Origin of the sequence: Pseudoramibacter alactolyticus ATCC 23263, assembly GCF_000185505.1 — a bacterium.
Taxonomy (GTDB): Bacteria; Bacillota; Clostridia; order Eubacteriales; family Eubacteriaceae; genus Pseudoramibacter; species Pseudoramibacter alactolyticus.
The window spans coordinates 636,947-651,989 of record NZ_GL622359.1; the positions used below are offsets into that span (position 1 = coordinate 636,947).

Genomic DNA, 15,043 nt, shown 5'->3' on the forward strand with positions numbered 1-15,043 from the left:
CGGCAGCAGCTTTTATTTTTGCTATAATGGACAGGTATTCACAAAGGAGATTATTATGTTTGAAAAAATAGACAAACGCGGCGCCAGCATATTGGTGTCCGACGATCATTTTGAAGTTGAAGTTACCCCCAAAATCTATGACGACGGCTACACACTTACCAAGCGCGTCCTCGATTATCCGCTGGAGATCATTGAGATTCGAGACATCCGTCTGCCACTGTCCGAAAAAGAGATCTTGAAAGAGGCAAAGAAATTATTGAAAACTGAATATGAATCTTTTTCCTGGCAGGGATGGCGTCTCCCAACGGCATGAACACATTTCAATACCGCACAGTGCTTTTCGATCTCGACGGCACTTTGATGGATACCGGCCCCGGCATCTTTGCCGCCTTTCGCCATGTTCAGCAAAGCATGAAGTGGCCGGCCTTGACCGACAAGCAGCTCCGTGCGCTCGTCGGCCCCCCTTTGATCGACTCTTATGTTAAGACGTTTGGGCTTACGCCGGAAGAGGGGCGTCAAGCGGCCATCATGCATCGCCGGTTTCAAATCCAAAAGAGTTATCGGCTTGCTTCGCCTTATCCTGGCATCGCCAGTTTTCTCCAAAGTCTGAAAGATGCCCGCTGCAAACTTGGTGTCACAACGCTCAAGGGCGAAGCCATCGCCCGGAAAACACTCGAAACCGGCCATCTTGCGCATTACTTCGATTGTATTCACGGTGTGCAACACGATGGGAGTAACCCGACAAAAGCAGCCATCATCGATCGCGCCCTTCACACATTAAAAACACAGCCGCAGGAAGCGCTGCTCATCGGCGACAGCCATTACGACGCTATCGGCGCCTGGGAAACCCATGTCACATTTGCCGCCGTAACCTATGGCTACGGTTTCGCCAATTACGAAGCAGCCGAAAAATATCATCCGCTCTTTATTGCCCGGTCCGTCAGCGACCTTTCGGATTTTGTCGCATCAGCAGCGGATAAATTACGCACGCATCATCAAAAGGAGGGACTCCATTGAAGCACTTAATAAATAAAATTAATACCGTTGTTTCAACGCAACCGGCTATTCAAAAACCGCCGCAATTCGGCCGTGCTTCCGGAATTCTAATGCACATTGCCTCTCTTCCCGGACCCTACGGCATCGGCACTTTGGGCCAATCCGCCAAAGATTTCGTTGATTTCTTAGATCATTGCGGCTGTGCGTATTGGCAGGTCTTACCCCTCGGCCCTATCGATGGATTTAATTCGCCCTATCAAAGCCTGTCCGCCTTTGCCGGCAACCCTTATTTCATCGATCCTGATGCGCTGCACACCGCAGGACTGCTCACAGAGCAAGAAATCGCTGACGCCCGATACGATGGTTCCCCCTGGGCCACCGCCTACAATTGGATTAAAGACACGCGGCCCGCTTTGTTTCATAAAGCTTTTTCTCGTGTTGACACGGCCCTTCAGCAAAAAATCGACGCTTTTACCGCTGATCAGCCCTGGCTCGAAGACTATGCGCTTTATACGGCAATTGCCAAAGACTTCGGCATTGCCTGCTGGGCGGACTGGCCAAATAAAACGCTTCGCAAACGCGACCCCAAGACGCTTGACACAATCAAAGAAAAATTAGCTGATGCCATTGCCTATGAAATTTTTTTGCAGTATCTTTTTTTCACACAGTGGCAAGATATCAAATCCTATGCGAATCAGAAAGGAATTGCCATTATCGGCGATATGCCCATCTATGTCGCTTTGGGTTCTGCCGACGTCTGGGCCCATCCGGAACTTTTCGATTTAGATCAAAACGGTCGGCCACGCCGCGTCGCCGGTGTTCCGCCGGATTATTTTTCCGAAACCGGTCAACTTTGGGGCAACCCCCTTTACGACTGGCAGGCAATGAAAAGAGATCGCTATCGTTGGTGGCTTGATCGGCTGGGCATGGCTTTAACGTTGTTCGACACGGTTCGCATCGACCATTTTCGGGCATTTTCTGCCTATTGGGCCGTCCCCGCAGATGAAGAAACCGCCCAGAATGGCAAGTGGCTTCCCGGCCCTGGTATGGACTTTTTCAATGAAGTTTATGCCGCTTTTAATTTTGCGACGCCGCGTATCATTGCGGAGGATCTTGGCGTATTGGATGACGACGTTCTTCAACTGCTTGGGGATAGCGGTTTTCCCGGCATGCGCGTCATGCAGTTTGCTTTTATCGACACCGGCGACGGCATCCACTGGCCCCACAATTATTTGCCCAACACCGTCGCTTACACCGGCACTCACGACAATAACACCCTCCTGGGCTACCTCTGGGATCTCAACGACGGCGCCAGACAATTCGCCTTTGAATATATCAATTATCTTTGCGAAGATGACGCCTGGCAACAGGGCGGTCCGAAAAGTCCGGTTTGCCACGCCTTTATCCGCCATTTGTGGATGAGTGCCGCAAAACTGACCATTGTCCCCATGCAGGATTTCCTGGGCTACGGCGCTGACACGCGCATGAATCGTCCGGGCGAAGCCGGCGGCAATTGGTGTTTCCGGATTCCTCAGGAGGCTTTGGACAGTGCCGACAGCCATTGGCTCTTTGAAATGAATCGCATCTATAAACGCCTGAAACCTCAGAAGCAATAAAAATCCTCCACGATGATCATTATGACCATCGTGGAGGATCTTTCTTATTCTCTCATTCCTAACTGTCAAGCTTCAATACCGCCATAAAGGCTTCCTGGGGCACTTCCACGCTGCCAACCTGCCGCATTCGTTTTTTCCCGGCTTTTTGTTTTTCCAGCAGCTTGCGTTTGCGGGTGATATCTCCGCCATAGCATTTGGCCAAGACGTCCTTTCGCAAAGCGGAAAGCGTCTGCCGCGCGACAATTTTATTGCCGATAGCAGCCTGAATCGGAATCTCAAACATTTGTCTCGGAATGGTTTCCTTGAGTTTTTTGCAAATGACGCGGCCTCTGGTAATGGCTTTTTCTTTGGGGAAAATAAACGACAAGGCGTCCACAATATCTCCGTTGAGCAAAATATCCATTTTCACCAAATCAGCTTCGCGGTATTCTTTCACCTCATAATCCAGCGAGGCATAGCCCCGGGTTCGCGATTTGAGCGCATCAAAAAAGTCGTAGACAATTTCGTTCAGCGGCAATTCATAATGCACCGAAACCCGTGTTTCCTCCAGATATTCTATATTGATATAGATTCCTCGGCGCTCCTGGCACAGTTCCATCACCGTCCCCAGATAATCGCTGGGCACCATGATCGTCGCATTGACAATCGGCTCTTCCATGTGTTCAATCTCCGAGGGATCCGGCAAATTGGCAGGATTATCCACCCAAAGCAATTCACCGTCGGTTTTAAGCACTTTATAAATCACGGAAGGTGCCGTCGTCACTAAATCCAAATTAAATTCCCGCTCTAACCGTTCCTGGATGACATCCATGTGCAGAAGTCCCAAAAAACCGCAACGGAAACCAAACCCCAAAGCGATAGACGTTTCTGCTTCGTACAGCAGTGACGCGTCGTTGAGCTGGAGCCTTGCCAATGCTTCTTTGAGATCTTCATATTTGGCACCATCTGCCGGATAAATCCCGCAATATACCATAGGAATCACTTTTTTATATCCGGGAAGCGGATCTGCTGCCGGGCGCGTCACTTCCGTGATGGTATCACCGACACCAATATCACCGACGGTTTTAACGCCGGCCACCACATAGCCGACATCGCCGGCCTGCAATCTATCTCCCGGATACAATTGATTTTCAAAAAAACCGACTTCTTCTACATCAAACTGCAAATTTCCGGCCATCAAATGACAGCGCATACCGGCTTTGATGGTCCCCTCGACAATGCGCACCGAGGCAATCACACCGCGATATTGATCGTAATACGAGTCGAAAATCAAAGCCTTTAATGGGGCGTCGACATCTCCGGTCGGTGCCGGCACATTGTGAACAATATCTTCAAGTACTTCGTCAATATTGATATCGGCTTTTGCAGAAATCAGCGGCGCATCTTCTGCCGGCAGACCAACGATGTCCTCAATTTCCCCTTTAACGCGGTCCGGTTCAGCCGATGCCAAATCAATTTTATTGATCACCGGCAGAATTTCCAGATCATTGTCCAATGCCAAATAGACGTTGGCAATGGTTTGTGCCTCAATCCCCTGAGAAGCATCCACCACCAAAACGGCTCCCTCACAAGCTGCGAGTGACCGGGAAACTTCATAGGTAAAGTCAACGTGACCCGGCGTGTCGATCAGATTCAAGATATACTCATTGCCGTCTTTTGCTTTGTACAAAAGGCGAATGGCCTGCAGCTTGATGGTGATTCCGCGTTCCCGTTCCAATTCCATATTGTCCAAAAGCTGATCTTCCATATCATGGGCCGAGATCAGTCCTGTCTTTTCGATAAGCCGATCGGCCAGCGTCGATTTGCCGTGATCGATATGTGCAATAATCGAAAAATTGCGCGTTCTTTCCTGTTGTGTCAAAGACATGTATCAATCCTTCTTTTAATTTTTTTCTACATCCGAATGGGCGTTGTTATCTTAACACAGAGCCGCTTTCGCTTGCAAATACCCCCTCTCCGGCTCACAAATATACTTGATGAAAGTCATTTGTAAATCCAGGGGCGATTGAAAATTTTTCTTGTTTTCAATAACGGCCTGTGCTATACTTTTCACGTTAACAATAAATGAGGAGGTACGGTACTTCAATGGCTAATATCAAATCAGCAATGAAGAGAGCAAAAACCAACGAAATTGCCCGCATGCGCAACAAAGCTGTTCGCACGAACCTAAAGACAGTCGAAAAGCAATTTAAGGCTGTTATTTCAGAAGGCGACGCGGCAAGGGCTCAGGATGCATTCAACACAGCTGCAAAGCGTTTGGATCAGGCTGTTGCCAAACATGTCATTCACAAAAATGCGGCATCGCGCAAAAAGAGCCAGTTGGCAAAAGCGCTCAACAAAGTCACTGCCTAATCTCGTTTATTCCCTAACACGTGTCTCGGGCGGCCGTTCGGCCGCTTTTTTATTTGTCCGTTTTCCTATGCCAGGCGCATCATAAACAGTTCGATGCCCAGTTCCGGATCGATGGCACCGGTTTTCATTGACAGATCCAGGTCTCCGAGTGCAATCATCAATCCCCGAAGCTTGTTAAAACCGTATTTTCTGGAGCGGTCGGCCATCTTTTTGACCACAAAAACCGGACGCCCCACTTTTTTGGCAATCATGTTCACCGGCATACGCCGATGCGACAGTAAACACACCTGCATCATCGTCCGGATTTGCCCTGCCAATAATCCAAAAACCCCAAAAGGCGATTCCCCCTGAAGATAAAAACGCCCGAGCATTTCAATCGCTCCGGCCATATTGCCTCCCAGCGCATGATCAATCATTTTAAAAATATTATCATCAACGGCGTCCGGCACCACCTCTGCCACATCCTGGTGTTGTACCAGCTCTTCAGCTCCCAGATAGTCAATCAACTGGGCCACGCGGTTATCGATCATCGCCATGTCACAGGCATCACTGGTGAGATATCGGGTCCTTTCGATCAGATTTCGCAGCGTGCGTGTGCCGATTTTTTTATGCGCGCGTTTAAAGCGCATCGCAATCCAGTTTTCAAGTTCCACCATATTCAGCTTTTCATAATCGACAACCGCAGCGACCTTTTTAAGTGTTTTATAAACTTTTTTTCGTTTATCCGGTTTGCTGTCGTGCACGATCAAAATCGTCGACGGCTCCGGATTCTCCAGATACGCACAGAAAGCATCCGCGGTTTTGGTGTCCGAGCTGTGACAAAGTCCGGTCTCTTCTCGCAGCACAACAACACGATGCTCGCTCATCATCGGCAGCTGGCGGCAACTGGCAATCACTTCCCCGATTTCAAAATCTTTATTTTTAAAATACATGACGTTCAGCTGGTTAAGTCCCTCGGGAATAACCGTTTGAATCAGCTGTTTTTCCATCATTTTAGCAATGTATTCTTCCGGGCCGGTAAACAAATAGATATTGGCCGGCTGGCCGCTGCGCATTTGCTTCATCAATTCTTGATATTTCATATATTTCCTTTTGATGCTGTTTAATCTTTCTTGAAACTTTTTATTCATTCGTAGGTTTTAATTTTAAGTGCTTTCCCATTTGTGATCAATTCGACAGCACCGTTTTGATCCGTTCGATAACATTGTGCCCCTGATCGGCGGATTCTTTTAAGCACTGCCGATGTCGGATGCCCGTACCAATTGTGCTGTCCCACAGAGATGACCGCAATCACCGGCGTGACAGACTTTAAAAAAGCGGCAGATGTCGCGCTGGCACTCCCATGATGCCCGACCTTCAACACGTCCACATCAATGGCCTGCGGATCCAATCGGAGCTCCGTTTCAATACCGGCATCGCCTGTAAATAAAAATGATCGCCGCCCATACTGCAGACGCAAAATCATTGAAACTTCATTTTGTTGGTCATCAGGAACCGCTTCAATATTGCGCTCCGGCCACAGCACCGCCACCTGCAAGCCATCTTTCGTCTTTAAATCGTCGCCTTGGGCCAACACAGCCACCGGAATTTTCTTTTGACGCCTCAACCATCCATTGTATTTCGTCGAAACATAAATCTTATCAATCGGAATCTTCCAAGCCAGCTCCTCAATCCCCTGGGCGTGGTCGGCGTGATTGTGAGAAATAAACGCGCCATCCAGATGCGTAATTCCCTTGCTGTAAAGTGCCGGCAAGAGCACCTGTTCGGATATGGGCGTTCGCTCTGCATTTTCCCCCGGAATTCTGTCTTCATATCCGCCGCCATCAATCAGATAAGCGCCGCCGGCCGGCGTTTCAATCAATGCGGCGTCGCCCTGCCCCACATCCAAATAGGTAATCTTTAACCCCTGCGGCAGCCATCCCGGCAATAAGGTCAAAAAAATTAAAAGCGGCAGCCCGATCGAAACCACCATAACCTGCCGATAATGCCGAAGGTTAAAATAGCCCGCAGCGAGCAACGCAAACATGACAATCAAAAGAAATGCCGCAAGCGACAGTGCTCCACCGTGAAAGTTGAAAAAAGCCAATGCACGCAACCGATCAGTCAACGCAAAAATGAACTTTGCCAATAGCGATGGCAAAATGACCATCACCTGTGCCAGCTCCGGAAACACCATCAGGAAAGGAATCACAACAAAGGCCAGGATTAATAAAATGCCGACAAGCGGCACCACAAGCAGATTTCCCACGAGCCCAATCACATTCACCGTTTGAAAATAATATAACGTCGCCGGCAAGGTGCCGATCGTGGCTGCTATTGTCAAGCCGATAGACTGAACGAGCCATTTCCCGCAACGTGACCGAATGTCCAAGCCGCGGGTCACGCGATAAACCAACGGTCGGTACAGCAGAATGATCCCCAACACCGCCCCGAAGCTCATCTGAAAGCTGACACTCCAGAGTTGATACGGCGCAACGGCAAGAATGATCATCGCCGCCACACACAAAGCCGAAAGCCGATCCACATGACGTTTTGTTATCCGTCCCCAAAACGGAATCATCAGCATGATTGCCGCCCGAACCACGGATACCGCAAAGCCGGTCAATACAATATAAAAGCCAACGGCCACAGCGGTCATCGCCATGACCTGTGCTTCTTTGCGCCCCATCGCCTTGAACAACCACCAGACGGCTACACATAGATAACCAACATGCAGTCCCGAAACAGCTAACACATGCGCAATCCCAGCATCAGCAAATGTTTCCCGCAATTGGGTATCTCCCTGAAGATCACCAAAAAGAATGCCTGTTAACAAATGAGCCACGCGTTGATTAAAATATTGATTACAAGCCGCTGTCAAACTTTTTCTTAATTTCAATATCGAAAAAATCGGTGAATACCATTGCCCCGCGATGGTCACTTTATGTTTATATGGCACATAAATTTGTGCTGAAATCCCCCTTGATTTTAAATAGCGTCGGTAATCAAAACCGCCGGGATTCCGACGTCCATTTGGAAGCGTCAGCGCTCCTTCGGTTCTGACGATATCTCCAGGCTGCAGCGTCTTTAAATAGCCTTTTCTGCCAAAACATGACACAGATGTCATGACCTTGCCATGAATCCGTTCCCCATTGATAACCGGTTTGCCCAATACAAAGCGCACCTGCTGTCTATGACGAGTCGGGAGCGTTTCAACAACCCCAGTAATTCGAATTGTTTTCCCGATATAGGCATCATAAACCGTTGATTTTCCATCAAAAAAACCGACACAAAGGATCATAAATATCATGCCTGCTATGATCCAAATGGCCGGTCTTTTCATTTGTTCAATCCCTACGATTCAAAATACAAACTCAATTATTTTTTAATTATATCATCGTCTGCCTTTCATCGCCACAAAAGATTCTATATTTATTGTAAAAATCCTTTTAAAATCAAATAAAAAGGGAAATGCAATTCTGCATTCCCCTTTTATCACTTAGGCTAATTTTGCTCGGACAATCTGATTGACAATCTTCCCGTCAGCTGCACCTTTGATTTTTGGCATCAGTGCTTTCATGACATTTCCCATATCTTTCATGCTCGCGGCACCGACTTCCTGAATGGTTTCATCAACAATTGCTGCAATTTCCGCTTGCGACAATTGTTTTGGAAGGTAGGCTTCAATGATTGCCATTTCGGCCCTTGTCTGTTCGATTAAATCATCTCGTCCAGCTTTTGTAAACTCGTCCAGCGCATCTTTGCGCTGTTTGTACTGTTTGCTGATGATGGCCCGAATATCCGTTTCCGGCAATACATCAACACGTTGATCCTTCTCTTTCTGAAGAATCGCCGCGCGCATCATTGTAATTGTCGATTTGCGGACTTTATCCTTGGCTTTCATCGCTGTTTTCAGATCAGCAAGAAGCTGCTCTTTTAATGCCAAACTTATGCCACATCCTTTATCTGTGTTTCTTCATTTTTCTTTTTCTGGCCGCTTCAGACTTCTTTTTGCGCTTAACACTCGGTTTTTCGTAGTGCTCACGTTTGCGAATTTCAGACATGACACCTGCCATGGCCGTCTTTCTTTTGAAACGTCTTAACGCGCTTTCCAGAGATTCATTCTCACGTACTCTAACTTCTGACATTCTTATCCCCCCTTCCTTGGTTAAAACTACCCTTGGAAATCAGTTGATATGGGTTGGGCAATAGACATTATATTTCAATCCTTAAATTTTGTCAATAAAAAAGGGCAATTTCTTGCCCTTCGTTCAACCGAATTAGCCTGGTGGCCAAGCCATATTTCTGCCCGCCAGAAAATGAAAATGCACATGCGGCACCGTTTGTCCGCCAGCCTCTCCGCAATTGTTAACAACCCGAAAACCATCTTCCGCCACACCAAATTTAATCGCCAAACGGCTGATCACGGTTTGAATCTTTCCCATGATGGCATCTCCTGCCGGAATTGCCAAAATTGAAGTGTAATGCTTTCTGGGAATGATCACAATATGAATCGGTGCCTGAGGACTCACATCCTTAAAAGCGATAATATCTTTGTCTTCATAAACAATTTCTGACGGAATCTCGCCTTCAGCGATTCTGCAAAAAATGCAATCTTCTGCCATGGGTCATTCTCCCCTCTATTCACCCACCATATAGGCTTGATCTTTTGAATATTGTAACATCAATTCTTGAATTTGTCCTATTTTTTTTCCGTCGGCGAACATCCGCACCGGAATATAATTAGGGGTGTGTCCTTCGATGCGGTGATTCGCTTGCAATTGCTCGAACAGCACTGGCATGCGCTCACCCGCATTCTCTTTAAGAAATGCTTGTTCTTGCTCGCGGGACAAAGCAATAAGGTCCTGACTGCGCCGGTGCTTCGTTGTCTCATCCACTTGACCTTCGAAATCGGCCGCCGGGGTTCCATGCCGCTTAGAATATTTAAAAACGTGCACCTTATAAAAATTAACAGCAGTCATAAAATCTTTTGTCGCTTGGAATTCTTCATCGGTTTCGCCCGGAAAACCGACGATAACATCTGTCGTAATGGCCGGCTTTGAAAAATACCGGCGGATCCGTTGGACAATTTCGAAATACTGCTCCGTCGTATAATGGCGATTCATACGTCGGAGCACGGCATCGCAGCCGCTTTGCAGCGACAAATGAAAATGAGGACAAAAGCTTTTAATCTCACTGAGCCCCGCGACAAAAGTCTCCGTCATCAAAAGCGGTTCAATGGATCCCAGACGAATGCGCGCCACACCGGGAATCGCATCCACGGCGCGAATCAAGGTGAGTAAATCGGGGCCTCCCGGCATATCCTTGCCGTAGGACGCAATGTGAATGCCCGAAAGCACAAACTCTTTAAATCCATCCGAAGCCAAAAGCTGGACTTCCTCACAAACAGAATCGATCCTGCGGCTGCGGATGCGCCCGCGGGCGTAGGGCACGATGCAATAGGTGCAGAATTGATTGCAGCCGTCCTGTACTTTTAAAAACGCCCGCGTATGCCGACGGTGTTCGGCAATGGGCATATCCTCGAAAATATGCTGTTCACTAATATCCGACACATAAACTTGACGATGATGGTCTTCTTGGAACCGCGCCACCTCATCGACCACACGATTACGATGGGCCGTGCCCAAAATCAAATCCACCTCTTCAATTTTTGATATTTCTTCGGGGGCAACCTGGGCATAACAGCCAGCAGCGACAATAACCGCATTGGGATTTTTTCGCCGCGCCTTGCGCAACATCTGCCGGCTCTTACGATCGCCGAGATGGGTCACAGTGCAGGTGTTCACCACATATACGTCCGCCGCTGTATCAAAAGGAACCACTTCATAACCGACTTTTAAAAAGCAGGCTTTCATCGATTCGGTATCAAAATCGTTAACTTTACATCCCAAATTATAAAATGCAACTTTTTTTTTCATATTCTCTTTTATTACTCATCCGCTTATTATTGGCCAAATGCATAATTGATTTGAGCCAGTAAGACCATGCCGGCTGTTTCCGTTCTCAAGATGCGCCTGCCCAACGAAACGCTCTTTGCACCCGCTGCCTCCAGCCTTTCGACTTCTTCACGGGAAAATCCACCTTCCGATCCCACAATCACGGCGATGTTTCGGTACTGTGTTCGCCCTTCAAGCACGGTTTGAAGAGGCCTGTCCATCTCGTGTTCATAGGCTATGATCACCAAATCAAAATCTGCCGCGATCTCACACATTCTTTGAAAGGCGACAGGCTCGTGCACCTGTGGTATTTTCCCTCGTTTGGATTGCTTAGCCGCCTCAAAGGCTATGCGCTGCCACCGACCGCATTTCCTGGCCACCTTATCCGGCTCCTCCAGTTTGGCCACACAAAAGGCCGAAACAAAAGGCACTACGCTGCTGATTCCCAATTCTGTGTTTTTCTGGACGATTTCATCCATTTTCTGACCTTTGGGCAATCCTTGAAACAACGTCACCGTGTAGGGCAATTCACCCGCAGACGGCCGTTTCTCTTGAATCACCGCCGTTAATTGTTCCTTTTCCCGACAGGTGATCAAACAATGATAGTCAAAACCGCTGCCATCACACACTTCAAAAAGCTCATTGTCGCGAATCCGCACCGCCTTAGCAGCATGTTTAAATTCTTCGCCGTCAATTATAATTTGATCGCCGTGAATCTGTTCCGGCTTCACAAAAAAACGATGCATTATTGGACCAGCTTCCGCGCGACCACCACGTCCCATTCGCCCATCGCGTCTGTCGCCACGATGTCAAATGCCCTGATCTTCAAAGCATTTTTTACTTCATTCAAATGCTCGTGAATAATGCCGGATGCGATAAAAATGCCATCGTCTTTCAGATACAGCCGAATGGAATCCGCCAGACGAATGATCACTTCTGCCAGAATATTCGAAACGACAAGATCTGCCTGATGATCCTGGGAAATGACCTCGAGCAAATCTCCTTCTTCAATGCCAACCTGTTCACTCAAATCATTGAGGGCCACATTGGATCGAGCGGCATCCACCGCAACCGGATCAAAATCCACGCCCACGACTTTTTGCGCCCCTAATTTCCCGGCCACAATGGACAAAATTCCCGAACCACAGCCAACATCATACACCAGGTCATCCGGATGCAGATATTTTTCTAATGCGAGCACGCAAAGCTGCGTTGTTTCGTGTGTTCCGGTGCCGAAGGCCATCCCCGGATCCATATTGACAATCATTTCACCGGCTTGCGCCGTATAAGGCTCCCAGGTCGGTTTAATCACAATTTTATCGCCGATTTTGGTCGGTTTGTAAAATTGTTTCCAGGAATTGGCCCAATCTTCTTCAGCCATCTCCCGCACCGTGACGGTGCGTGCGCCGGGATCCAGTCCCCATTCCAAAAGATGGCTCAGCCCTTGCTTAATCTGCCGCAATTGTGTTTCAAAGTTTTCGTCATCCGGAAGATAACCGGTCACACAAGACGTCTCCGGATCCATGGCAAGAATCCGATCATCCACATAATTGACGGTTTTATTATCTCGAATCGCGCTGAGATTGGCTGCCGATTCTATGGCGGTTCCCTTGGCGCCTGCCTCATAAAACAAATTGACCACGGCTTCCTCCGCTTCCTGAGACGTTGTCACACGGACTTCCTTCCAATTCATCGCGCTATCCTTTCTTTTAATGCTGATTCGATACACTGCCAGTCATGGCCGGTCCATCCGCCCCTTGTCATGAGGCCTATTATAATACGACCGTCTAAAAGAATACAAGCGTGAAAAACATTTTAGGAGTATTTTGTCTATTAGGGAAAAATATTGGCGCTCCATGAGTAATCGAAACCAAAATATGGTAGAATACAAACAAATCATCAAGACACAAGGAGAACCCCATGCCCAGTTTAGATAAAGATCGCGAAGGCATTGAACGCTCAATACAAGAATACGTCCCCGGGAAGCAAGTGACCCTTGCGCACGTGATTGCCAATCCCAAACACGACGTCTATGTCAAGCTCGGCCTTGAAGACGACCGCAACGATGCCATCGGCATCCTAACCATCACACCAAGCGAAGCGTCCATTATCTCAGCGGATGTCGGCACCAAGGCTGCCGCCGTTCAAATCGGTTTTCTCGACCGATTCAGCGGTTCTCTCGTCATCACCGGGGCCATCAGCGATGTGAACTCTGCCGTTCGCGCCATCATTGAATTCCTCAAAAACACTTTGGGATTCGACGTCCCCGATCATATCACCCACTCTTAATCGATGGCCAGCAATCGCAATCGTGTCGCTCTAATGGGCAGAATCAGAAGCGGCAAAACCACATTGATGCAGTGTCTCCAGCAAAAAGAATTGAAATACGCCAAAACCCAGCAGGTTACCTACACCGATAATTTTATCGATACGCCGGGCGAATTCATCGAGATGTCCATTTTTTCCCATCAGGCCGTTTCCGTTTCATTGGACAGTGCCCTGATCATCATGGTCAGTTCCTGTGTGGACACCATGAACTCCATCCGTCCGAATTTTATTTCGTTCTTTAATGTCCCCGTAATCGGCGTTGTCACAAAAATCGATCGGCGAAACGACGAAAAAGCCGATATCGCCCGAAGTCATCACTATCTCGAGTACGCCGGCATTAAAAAAGACAAAATTTTTGAAGTCTCCTCCTTTTCTGGGGAGGGCATTCCCGAACTCACCGAAGAGATTCATCGTTATCTCGATGTCAAAGACAATATTTTTCGTTAAACCTGAGCCCGGAACATCCGGGCTTTTTTGAGGAGTTTCCATGGCAAAAGAGCAAAAACACCCGGCAACGATCTCTTGGATCGGTCAATACCTGAAGGACCATAAGCTTTTCCCTCAAAGCTGCACCTTAAGCATTGAAGATTTGCACAACGTTAAAGAAAGCGCCGAAGGTTTTATGAACGAACTTTTTCGGGTCAGCGGATCCAACGGCCGTTCGGTTGTTATTAAACGCGTCTGCGCCATTCCTATCAGCCGCACGGACAGCCCGGAAGACCGTGCTAAACCACCGATCGATCCCACCCGCATCCGCAACGAAAACGCCGTTTTAATTTTTTGGAATCAAGTTTCTCCCGGTATCTGTCCGGAAATTTACCTTTATGACGAGCCCCTGGGCATCACCGTCATGGAAGACCTGAGCGCGCTGAAAATGCTGCGCCACGAAAACAGCCGGATGCATCAATATCCGATGCTGGCTTCACGAATGGGCCGCTTTTTTACCCGGAATCTTTTCGACTCGTCTGCACTCAACATGACGCGTTACCGCTTTGAAAAACTTTGTCGCTATTTTAAAAACGGCGCTTACGACACCTTGTTTTTCTCCGTCTTTCAAAGCAACAGTGTCGTAACCTTGGAACGGCCGATGCAGCTCGAAACACGGCCTCTTCGCCAGCGCATTATCGATAATCCGACCATCCAGCAAAAAATCAAACGATTGGCCGACCGCTTTTTAAATGCCAAAGAATGTTTAATTCACACGGACATTCACGCGTCAAATATCATGGTTGATGCCGAACACATCAAAGTCATCGACACGGAATTCGCCGGCTTTGGCCCCATCGCCCAGGATCTCGGACGCTTTACCGCATCCTTTGTTCTCAACTATCTCTCCTGGTATGGCGATAGACAGGCGAATTCCAAAGACGTTTCAGCCTTCCAAGCTTATTTGATCAACCAAATGATCGCTCTTTATGACAGCTTCGATCAAACCTTCAGACGACTGGTCGAAGCCAATAAGGCAATCAATTATCCCCTGCAGCATCTGGATGTCGATCATTATCTTTTGGCGCATTTCAAAGAAGCATTGCTTTTCATGGCGATCAACGCCACTTCCCGTCTTCCGGATCCCGCTTTATGCCATGATCTGAAACGCCTTGGCGAAAATCGCCTCTACCCGACTTTGCTCATGCTGACCATTTTTGAAGATCTATTCACCAATCGCATCGCACCGCCAAATATGGCCGCTTTCACCCATTATTTAAAAACGTTGACCGTGCATCATCCGCGATCCGCTTTTCAACTCTAAACCGTATATTTGTGCCCAGTGCCACACAAAAAGACCCCGAAAGGCAACCGCTTTCGAGGTCTTTT

General features: G+C 48.0%; 16 protein-coding genes. 7 read left to right on the forward strand and 9 right to left on the reverse strand.

Annotated elements, in window-relative coordinates; all coding sequences use genetic code 11:
- Nucleotides 1–55 precede the first annotated feature (55 nt).
- The 3 genes from HMPREF0721_RS03075 to malQ are packed head-to-tail and all read left to right on the forward strand — an operon-like array spanning nucleotide 56 to nucleotide 2,612.
- The gene (locus tag HMPREF0721_RS03075) at nucleotides 56–313 is read left to right on the forward strand and encodes a hypothetical protein (protein WP_040639875.1); all 258 of its coding nucleotides are present in this window, start codon (nucleotides 56–58) and stop codon (nucleotides 311–313) included.
- Complete coding sequence (locus tag HMPREF0721_RS03080) at nucleotides 310–1,017, forward strand: HAD hydrolase-like protein (RefSeq protein WP_006598083.1); 708 nt, start codon at nucleotides 310–312, stop codon at nucleotides 1,015–1,017. Before HMPREF0721_RS03075 ends, HMPREF0721_RS03080 begins: the two co-directional genes overlap by 4 nt.
- Nucleotides 1,014–2,612 carry a 4-alpha-glucanotransferase gene (malQ, locus tag HMPREF0721_RS03085; protein ID WP_006598084.1) on the forward strand — a complete coding sequence of 533 codons (1,599 nt, stop codon included), beginning with the start codon at nucleotides 1,014–1,016 and terminating at the stop codon, nucleotides 2,610–2,612. The genes HMPREF0721_RS03080 and malQ overlap by 4 nt, the downstream gene beginning before the upstream one ends.
- 58 nt (nucleotides 2,613–2,670) lie before the next feature.
- Here malQ and lepA read toward each other — a convergent pair whose 3' ends face one another.
- The gene (gene lepA / locus HMPREF0721_RS03090) at nucleotides 2,671–4,479 is read right to left on the reverse strand and encodes a translation elongation factor 4 (protein WP_006598085.1); all 1,809 of its coding nucleotides are present in this window, start codon (nucleotides 4,477–4,479) and stop codon (nucleotides 2,671–2,673) included.
- A 218-nt stretch (nucleotides 4,480–4,697) separates the two neighbouring features.
- Here lepA and rpsT point away from each other — a divergent pair, with 218 nt between their 5' ends.
- Nucleotides 4,698–4,964, forward strand: coding sequence for a 30S ribosomal protein S20 (rpsT, locus tag HMPREF0721_RS03095; RefSeq protein WP_006598087.1), 267 nt, complete (start codon nucleotides 4,698–4,700; stop codon nucleotides 4,962–4,964).
- A 65-nt stretch (nucleotides 4,965–5,029) separates the two neighbouring features.
- Here rpsT and holA read toward each other — a convergent pair whose 3' ends face one another.
- From holA to prmA, 8 genes are all read right to left on the reverse strand, one after another.
- Nucleotides 5,030–6,046, reverse strand: a complete 1,017-nt coding sequence (gene holA, locus HMPREF0721_RS03100) for a DNA polymerase III subunit delta (RefSeq protein ID WP_169310201.1) — start codon at nucleotides 6,044–6,046, stop codon at nucleotides 5,030–5,032.
- A 44-nt stretch (nucleotides 6,047–6,090) separates the two neighbouring features.
- Nucleotides 6,091–8,286, reverse strand: a complete 2,196-nt coding sequence (locus tag HMPREF0721_RS03105) for a DNA internalization-related competence protein ComEC/Rec2 (protein WP_006598089.1) — start codon at nucleotides 8,284–8,286, stop codon at nucleotides 6,091–6,093.
- Nucleotides 8,287–8,442: 156 nt separating this feature from the next.
- Nucleotides 8,443–8,889 (reverse strand): GatB/YqeY domain-containing protein, encoded by a 447-nt coding sequence (locus tag HMPREF0721_RS03110; protein WP_006598091.1) that lies wholly within the window; start codon nucleotides 8,887–8,889, stop codon nucleotides 8,443–8,445.
- Nucleotides 8,890–8,905: 16 nt separating this feature from the next.
- Complete coding sequence (gene rpsU / locus HMPREF0721_RS03115; protein WP_006598092.1) at nucleotides 8,906–9,091, reverse strand: 30S ribosomal protein S21; 186 nt, start codon at nucleotides 9,089–9,091, stop codon at nucleotides 8,906–8,908.
- A 132-nt stretch (nucleotides 9,092–9,223) separates the two neighbouring features.
- Nucleotides 9,224–9,568 (reverse strand): histidine triad nucleotide-binding protein, encoded by a 345-nt coding sequence (locus HMPREF0721_RS03120; RefSeq protein WP_006598093.1) that lies wholly within the window; start codon nucleotides 9,566–9,568, stop codon nucleotides 9,224–9,226.
- 15 nt (nucleotides 9,569–9,583) lie between these two features.
- Nucleotides 9,584–10,882: a tRNA (N(6)-L-threonylcarbamoyladenosine(37)-C(2))-methylthiotransferase MtaB gene (gene mtaB, locus HMPREF0721_RS03125; protein ID WP_006598094.1), complete on the reverse strand. Its 1,299-nt coding sequence runs from the start codon at nucleotides 10,880–10,882 to the stop codon at nucleotides 9,584–9,586.
- 26 nt (nucleotides 10,883–10,908) lie between these two features.
- On the reverse strand, nucleotides 10,909–11,646 hold the full coding sequence (locus tag HMPREF0721_RS03130; protein WP_006598095.1) for an RsmE family RNA methyltransferase: 738 nt from the start codon (nucleotides 11,644–11,646) through the stop codon (nucleotides 10,909–10,911).
- Nucleotides 11,646–12,593 (reverse strand): 50S ribosomal protein L11 methyltransferase, encoded by a 948-nt coding sequence (gene prmA / locus HMPREF0721_RS03135; protein WP_006598096.1) that lies wholly within the window; start codon nucleotides 12,591–12,593, stop codon nucleotides 11,646–11,648. Before prmA ends, HMPREF0721_RS03130 begins: the two co-directional genes overlap by 1 nt.
- Nucleotides 12,594–12,820: 227 nt before the next feature.
- Here prmA and HMPREF0721_RS03140 point away from each other — a divergent pair, with 227 nt between their 5' ends.
- The 3 genes from HMPREF0721_RS03140 to HMPREF0721_RS03150 are packed head-to-tail and all read left to right on the forward strand — an operon-like array spanning nucleotide 12,821 to nucleotide 14,978.
- Nucleotides 12,821–13,189 (forward strand): BMC domain-containing protein, encoded by a 369-nt coding sequence (locus HMPREF0721_RS03140; RefSeq protein WP_006598097.1) that lies wholly within the window; start codon nucleotides 12,821–12,823, stop codon nucleotides 13,187–13,189.
- Nucleotides 13,190–13,192: 3 nt separating this feature from the next.
- A complete protein-coding gene (locus HMPREF0721_RS03145) occupies nucleotides 13,193–13,675 on the forward strand; it encodes a EutP/PduV family microcompartment system protein (RefSeq protein ID WP_006598098.1) in 483 nt (160 codons plus the stop codon).
- A 40-nt stretch (nucleotides 13,676–13,715) separates the two neighbouring features.
- On the forward strand, nucleotides 13,716–14,978 hold the full coding sequence (locus HMPREF0721_RS03150) for a phosphotransferase (RefSeq protein ID WP_006598099.1): 1,263 nt from the start codon (nucleotides 13,716–13,718) through the stop codon (nucleotides 14,976–14,978).
- Nucleotides 14,979–15,043 lie beyond the last annotated feature (65 nt).

Bases quoted from the DNA above. Each gene is read 5' to 3' on its own strand.
- rpsU (WP_006598092.1), bottom strand. From the start codon at position 9,091: ATGTCAGAAGTTAGAGTACGTGAGAATGAATCTCTGGAAAGCGCGTTA.
- prmA (WP_006598096.1), bottom strand. From the start codon at position 12,593: ATGAATTGGAAGGAAGTCCGTGTGACAACGTCTCAGGAAGCGGAGGAA.
- rpsT (WP_006598087.1), top strand. From the start codon at position 4,698: ATGGCTAATATCAAATCAGCAATGAAGAGAGCAAAAACCAACGAAATT.
- HMPREF0721_RS03080 (WP_006598083.1), top strand. From the start codon at position 310: ATGAACACATTTCAATACCGCACAGTGCTTTTCGATCTCGACGGCACT.
- HMPREF0721_RS03130 (WP_006598095.1), bottom strand. From the start codon at position 11,646: ATGCATCGTTTTTTTGTGAAGCCGGAACAGATTCACGGCGATCAAATT.
- lepA (WP_006598085.1), bottom strand. From the start codon at position 4,479: ATGTCTTTGACACAACAGGAAAGAACGCGCAATTTTTCGATTATTGCA.
- HMPREF0721_RS03150 (WP_006598099.1), top strand. From the start codon at position 13,716: ATGGCAAAAGAGCAAAAACACCCGGCAACGATCTCTTGGATCGGTCAA.
- HMPREF0721_RS03120 (WP_006598093.1), bottom strand. From the start codon at position 9,568: ATGGCAGAAGATTGCATTTTTTGCAGAATCGCTGAAGGCGAGATTCCG.
- HMPREF0721_RS03140 (WP_006598097.1), top strand. From the start codon at position 12,821: ATGCCCAGTTTAGATAAAGATCGCGAAGGCATTGAACGCTCAATACAA.
- HMPREF0721_RS03075 (WP_040639875.1), top strand. From the start codon at position 56: ATGTTTGAAAAAATAGACAAACGCGGCGCCAGCATATTGGTGTCCGAC.
- holA (WP_169310201.1), bottom strand. From the start codon at position 6,046: ATGAAATATCAAGAATTGATGAAGCAAATGCGCAGCGGCCAGCCGGCC.
- HMPREF0721_RS03105 (WP_006598089.1), bottom strand. From the start codon at position 8,286: ATGAAAAGACCGGCCATTTGGATCATAGCAGGCATGATATTTATGATC.
- HMPREF0721_RS03145 (WP_006598098.1), top strand. From the start codon at position 13,193: ATGGCCAGCAATCGCAATCGTGTCGCTCTAATGGGCAGAATCAGAAGC.
- mtaB (WP_006598094.1), bottom strand. From the start codon at position 10,882: ATGAAAAAAAAAGTTGCATTTTATAATTTGGGATGTAAAGTTAACGAT.